Below are 1,557 nucleotides of genomic sequence, written 5' to 3'. Positions count from 1 at the left end.
AGGGCCATGTTGACTGGGGTTGCGACCCAGTGTTTGCTCATGGTGAGGTTGGCGTAGGTGAGCAGTTCGAGTGCGGTGGCTGAGTATGGGGAGTGTGGTTTTATGGTTTTTGTTCTCATAGTTTGTATCCTTTTCTGTTAGGTGTACATGTGTATGTACAGTGTACCAGTCGGGTGACAGTTTTGTCTAGGGGATATGGTGTAGTGTAGTGGGGGTTGAGTGTTGCAAAAAGTCACACTATTGAATTGTATTTATTTTCGGGCATTGTGCAGATAGTTCTTGACATCATCTCATGGTAGGGTATGGTAGAGGTAACAATATGGATAACAGAGAAGGAGGAAGTGACATGAGTACAGGCAAGTATCGTAGGGCGAGTAGAGCGGCGAGGGTTTTGTGCCATGGTCCCATTTATGGGATACGTGGTGCAAGGGAGAGTCTGTATCGTGTATGGGGACCAGATATAAGTGGTATATGGATAATCCATCGCAGGGGTACCTTTCGCAAGATCCTGTATGGAACGGAATAACATGAGACGCCCCGATGGGGGCAAAGGAGGATGGGATGAGAAAGAACAAAGTAAACGGGAAGGCTCTGGCCCAATGGGCCGCCGATGGAATGAATCTCGCCGAGGGTCATTACAAGGCCCTCATCCAGAAGATGGCTGAAGCGGTTCTTTCATCCGGGAAGACCGGGTGGAGGAACTTCTCCAAGGCGTTGGCTGAAGCGGCCGACGCCACGGAAGACCCGGACTCGATAACTCAGAGTCTGGTATGTGAAGTGATTGAGGCGCATTGCCGTCGGTACCACCCGACGGTAGTTGCGTGAACAACTGAGGCCGGTTAGCAGAGTATGCTACCGGCTTTTTCTTTTTGGCATGGTCGTCATGAAACGCCCCCGCGAGGGGCAAAGGGGGAGTGAGATGAGCAAAAAACATTCTGAGCGGTTAGCGTACAGATTGGCTATGTGTGAGCCGGATATCTCCCTTTACGCAGACTGTCACCAAGTATGGTTGTCAGCTATACATTCGGTCGCTACGGCTTGCGCAGAGTCAAACAAACGCTTTGATGTTGAGCGCTTTCTAGCTGCCTGCCGATTTGACTACTGGCGGACACACAAGCCCACGAGATGATCTTCCCATTTACTAGGTCCCGCCATGGCGCGGGACTTGCGGAAGTGGGAAGCGATGCAAAGCACACCATGAGAGGAGGTAGGTTATGACAGTACAACAAGCGGACAAGTGGTTACATGATCAAGTGAGACGACAAGCCGAGCTTTGGTTTGTCGGGCAATGTCGTAATCCGTATGCTCGATATTATCTCTACTACAAGACCGGTGAAATCCTCATCAGCGACGCCGAGCATACGCCGGAAGGATATACCTTAGCTGATCCGCAACGGATATCGCAGGCATGGACAGTAGATCAAGCCTGTACTTGGGCACATTCTGTACTGCGCCGCACACCCTGCTTGCCGTTGGAGGAAAACCCATGAGACTACCTGATCTGCGAGCATACAGTGAGTGCATAGCCTACCATCCTGATTTGGGCATGGTAGGTGT

The 1,557-nt window shown here is 51.1% G+C and carries 1 protein-coding gene; it reads left to right on the top strand.

Going from position 1 to position 1,557, the window contains the following annotated elements; translation table 11 throughout:
* Positions 1 to 561: 561 nt before the first annotated feature.
* Positions 562 to 825, top strand: coding sequence for a hypothetical protein (locus tag HWQ67_RS18145; RefSeq protein ID WP_218254102.1), 264 nt, complete (start codon positions 562 to 564; stop codon positions 823 to 825).
* Positions 826 to 1,557 lie beyond the last annotated feature (732 nt).

Source organism: Candidatus Magnetobacterium casense (assembly GCF_019173545.1).
Classification (GTDB): Bacteria; Nitrospirota; Thermodesulfovibrionia; order Thermodesulfovibrionales; family Magnetobacteriaceae; genus Magnetobacterium; species Magnetobacterium cryptolimnobacter.
The sequence above is the reverse complement of the archived record's forward strand: the minus strand, read 5'-3'. Positions and strand labels throughout refer to the sequence as shown.

Coding starts and splice junctions, on each gene's coding strand:
- HWQ67_RS18145 (WP_218254102.1), top strand. CDS start 562: ATGAGAAAGAACAAAGTAAACGGGAAGGCTCTGGCCCAATGGGCCGCC.